Source organism: Methanobrevibacter sp., from assembly GCF_045586545.1.
Classification (GTDB): domain Archaea; phylum Methanobacteriota; class Methanobacteria; order Methanobacteriales; family Methanobacteriaceae; genus Methanocatella.
In genome coordinates this window covers 1-4225 of sequence record NZ_JAZNAN010000022.1, presented here as the reverse complement: position 1 = coordinate 4225, position 4225 = coordinate 1, and the positions used below count along the sequence as shown (strand labels likewise).

The following is a 4225-nucleotide window of genomic DNA, read 5'->3' as shown; positions in this document are numbered from 1 at the left end:
CACTAAAATTCAATGATAAAAAAAAAGTCAAATTTAATGTCTTATTGCAGAGAAAAAATCTCTACAATATTCCGCATTAGACATTAAAATTCTAATCAATTTTATTTTTCCTTAGAGGCTTACTTTAAAAGTAATTCTCTTGTATTATCATATTATTAAAATATTATATAAACTTAACTATTAATTTTAAAAAATAGGTAATTAAACAGTTTCCATTAGGGAAAAGACCTCACGAAAACTAAGTTTTTCAAAGCCCATCATTGAATCGTTTATATTTAATTACCCTTTAAATGGAGGTGAAAATTGAGCTATTATCTTCTACAATTTATTAGAATCATTAATGATTTAATAATTGAAGCAATATTAAACCAATATGACCCAATCGTGAAGATAAATAACTCCACGATTCTCACCTCCCAAGGAAAAATGGAAAGAAAAACCAGTGCAGCATGCGGAAAAAACTGAACTGATAATTAAATAAACACTACTTAAAATAATAATTTCATGTTTATCCACCTCCCTTATTGATTATATTGAGGTCTTTACTTAAATATATTGCTTAAATCATATTTAAAGCTTGTTGAAGCCATTTAAGAAAATTAAAGCCATTTTAAAAAATTGTAGGCATTAAAAAACATGAAATATGAAAGTTTAGATTAAAATAATCAAAAATAGAAAAAATGAATTCAAATCCTGTTAAACAAATGTCTACTAAAATCATGAAAATTTTATTTAATTCAAACAACATATTATACATCATGAAAGTTAAAGATGGAATAATCGGTTTTATACTTGGGGATGCACTGGGAGTTCCGGTTGAGTTCCACTCAAGAAGAGAACTTGAAGAGGACCCTGTTGTAAACATGAGGGAATATGGAACCTACAGTCAGCCTAGAGGAACATGGTCTGATGACTCTTCAATGACAATAGCTACAATGACCAGCATCATAAATAAAAAGGGAATTGACTACACAGACATCATGGAAGAGTTCTGCAAATGGAGGGATAATGCCGAACATACTCCTCATGGAGAGGTTTTTGATATTGGAAGCACCACATCTAGAGGATTAAACAGATACAAACAGGGAGCCAGTGCTCTGGAGTCCGGAGGAAGTTCTACACACGACAACGGAAATGGGTCATTGATGAGAGTCCTGCCATTAGCATATATCCAAGGAATAGACTATGAAACAATAGAAAATGTTTCAGCGCTGACCCATGCTCATGAGAGGTCCAAAATTGCATGTGTCCTCTACGTTGAAATAGCCAAATCCATGCTTGCAAATGAAGATTTAAGCATTGATGAGCATATTGAAAACTCAAACGCGAAAATTATGGAATACTATAAGGACTGCGAGGATCTTGTACACTTCAAAAGAATCTTTAATAATGACTTTTCCGATGGCATCTTAAGTGGAGGATATGTGATAGACACAATTGAAACTGTAATCTATTGCTTGAGAAATACCACAAACTATAAGGATGCTGTCCTAAAGGCCATTAATTTAGGCGGTGACACCGACACAAATGGTGCCATCTGCGGAGGGTTAGCTGGAATTTATTACGGATATGACTCAATGCCTATAGATTGGATTAGAGAAATTGTTAAAATTGATGAGATACTTTCATTATGTGAAAAATACGAGGCATTTTGTGATGAATCTAAGTGAAACTATCAATAATATCAGGGCTTCCTGCAAGGATTATATGGACCCTGACCTGCTTGCTTTCATCATCGATGATGACCTCTTCATGGGCACCAACAATATCCTGGAAATTACAGAATACGACATCGAAGATGATGACTCCTATGAAGAAAGGCTCCTGAAAATTCACGCAAACGAAAACATCTTTCTTCCCTGCGGCATGATGACATTCATGCCAATCATTAACGAATGCGATATATTCTCCGATAAAGACTATAATTTCCATCTGAACCCGGAAGAATTTGAAAAATACTTTGAAAAAGAAGAGAAACTGTTCGGCATTCTGATTAAAAAAGACTCAAACGAATATATAATAGGCAAAACTGATGTATGCAGCTGCAGCGTTGACGCCTCATTTGAAGAACTGGAAAAAACAGATTCTGAATTTTACAAAACAATAGAAAAAATTGTAAAAGAAAAAATAATAGAGTAATCCAACTTAATTGGTAGTTGGATTATTAATACTAGTCTGTGGAACTTTTTCTGCAACTTTAGAGCCGATATTTTTCATTTTTTCAATTAACTTATCTTTACTAGAGCCGCTAATCAAAATATTTTCTAAAACATCACTTAAAGTTTCGGTTGGAATGATTTCAATCATATCTTCATATTTCTTCTCAATCATAACATCTTTCAAGTTGGATTTAGGAATCAATACTTTTTTCATTCCAGCTTCAGCAGCTGCTTCAATCTTAGCAGTTGCTCCACCGATAGGCATTACGTCACCACGAACATTAAGTGAACCAGTCAATGCAACTGTCTGGTCAATCGGAATTTCTTCAATAGCTGAAATAACAGCTGTTGCAATACTTACACTTGCTGAGTCACCTTCAACCCCATCATAGGTTTGGATGAACTGAACGTGAATGTCGTAGTTTGAAATGTCCTTATTAGTATATTTTTTGATTAATGCACTTACATTCTGAACGGATTCCTGAGCTATTTCACCCAATTTACCGGTAGCAATAATCTTACCTCCGTTCTTAGATTGGGTTGGAGCAGCTTCAGCAGCGATTGGAGAAACAATTCCGCTTCTGTCACCTATAACTGCCAAACCATTTACAAGACCTACCCTTCCACCTTCAGCTGAAACCATACTGTAATCTTTTCTTTGCATGATTGACCTGTCAGCTATTTGCTGTTCAAGAGTTCTTGCGAATTTTTTAGCTTCAATTACATGTTGAGCAGTTACAATGTCATCTCCTTTTTCAATAGCTACGTCTCCAGCAGATCTGACTAGTCCTCCAAGGTCTCTTAATCTTAAAGTTAAAGCATTTTGCTTTCCAGACCTTCTTTTTGCTTCCATGATGATTTCATCCAATGCATCAGGAGCGAAGTGAGGAATTCTTCCATCGTTTTTAACTTCCTGAGCTACGAACTGGACCAGTTTTTCCCTGTTTTCAGTAGTGTCATCCATGTAATCCTTCATGAACACTTCATAACCGTATCCTCTGATTCTTGATCTCATTGCAATGTGCATTCCTTCTAAAACCTGAAGGTTACCGGATGCTACAAGCACAAAGTCACACGGTACTGCCTGGGACCTTACCATTGCCCCACTTGAGTTTTCACTTTGACCGGTAATTGAGTATTTTTTCTCCTGCATTGCAGATAATAACTCCTGTTGAGTTTTCATGCTCATTGTACCGATTTCGTCAATGTATAAAACTCCACGGTTGGCTTTGTGAATCATTCCCGCTTCCACACGTTCGTGTGCAGGAGTTCCAAGTCCTCCGGATTGGTATGGGTCGTGACGTACATCACCTAAAAGTGCCCCTGCATGAGCACCTGTTGCATCCATGAATGGTGCAAATCTTGATTCTTGATTATTAACTAATAATTTTGGAGACATATTATTAGTTTTTGGTTTAATTTGAATAGATATAAGTAAAATTAAAGCTGCTGCGATAATGGATTCCAATAACCTACCATACATAAATCCAATGACCAATATTCCGCCAATTGCAAACATAGTAAATATTGTCTTTTTCTCTTCTTGGCCTTTAGCGGAACCTTTGGTTGCCTTTACTATCTTCTTACCTTCGCCAGCAGGCACGGTTCTGATTAATGGATGGTTGTTGTCTTCCATATTTGGGTAAACTAAGATATCTTGCAAGGTTTCATGAGGCAAAATCTGTGCCATACCTTTTGCAAGCATTGATTTTCCAACACCAGGATCACCAATTAATAAAACATTTCTTCTTTGTTTTGCTGCTTTCTTAATTGTTTCAATGGACTCTTCATGCCCAATTACCTGATCAATCAATAATGGTGGAACTTCAATATCCTGTGAGCTTTTAATATTATTATAATCTAACATCGGCTGAGTCTTTTCATCTTTTTCAACTTGTGGCTCAACCACTACATCTTCTGAAGAATCCTCAATGGATTCCTGTTCATTAAATTTCATACTATAAACCTCACTTGTACAATAAAATTCATCATTAAAAAGTTAAGTTTCATATACTATTTAAATATTATTTAAATTTACAAGATATAAAAAGTTTTCTATTTTAGTG

Annotated in this window: 3 protein-coding genes; 2 read left to right on the top strand and 1 reads right to left on the bottom strand. The window is 35.2% G+C overall.

Annotated features, from left to right (window positions below; genetic code table 11):
• Positions 1 to 680: 680 nt before the first annotated feature.
• Both ACKI3D_RS01785 and ACKI3D_RS01780 read left to right on the top strand, forming a co-directional pair.
• Positions 681 to 1670, top strand: a complete 990-nt coding sequence (locus tag ACKI3D_RS01785; protein WP_407391767.1) for an ADP-ribosylglycohydrolase family protein — start codon at positions 681 to 683, stop codon at positions 1668 to 1670.
• Positions 1657 to 2139 (top strand): hypothetical protein, encoded by a 483-nt coding sequence (locus ACKI3D_RS01780; RefSeq protein WP_407391765.1) that lies wholly within the window; start codon positions 1657 to 1659, stop codon positions 2137 to 2139. Before ACKI3D_RS01785 ends, ACKI3D_RS01780 begins: the two co-directional genes overlap by 14 nt.
• A 6-nt stretch (positions 2140 to 2145) precedes the next feature.
• Here ACKI3D_RS01780 and lonB read toward each other — a convergent pair whose 3' ends face one another.
• Positions 2146 to 4026, bottom strand: coding sequence for an ATP-dependent protease LonB (lonB, locus tag ACKI3D_RS01775; protein ID WP_407391769.1), 1881 nt, complete (start codon positions 4024 to 4026; stop codon positions 2146 to 2148).
• Positions 4027 to 4225: the final 199 nt, after the last annotated feature.

Coding starts and splice junctions, on each gene's coding strand:
- ACKI3D_RS01785 (WP_407391767.1), top strand. CDS start 681: ATGAATTCAAATCCTGTTAAACAAATGTCTACTAAAATCATGAAAATT.
- ACKI3D_RS01780 (WP_407391765.1), top strand. CDS start 1,657: ATGAATCTAAGTGAAACTATCAATAATATCAGGGCTTCCTGCAAGGAT.
- lonB (WP_407391769.1), bottom strand. CDS start 4,026: ATGTTAGATTATAATAATATTAAAAGCTCACAGGATATTGAAGTTCCA.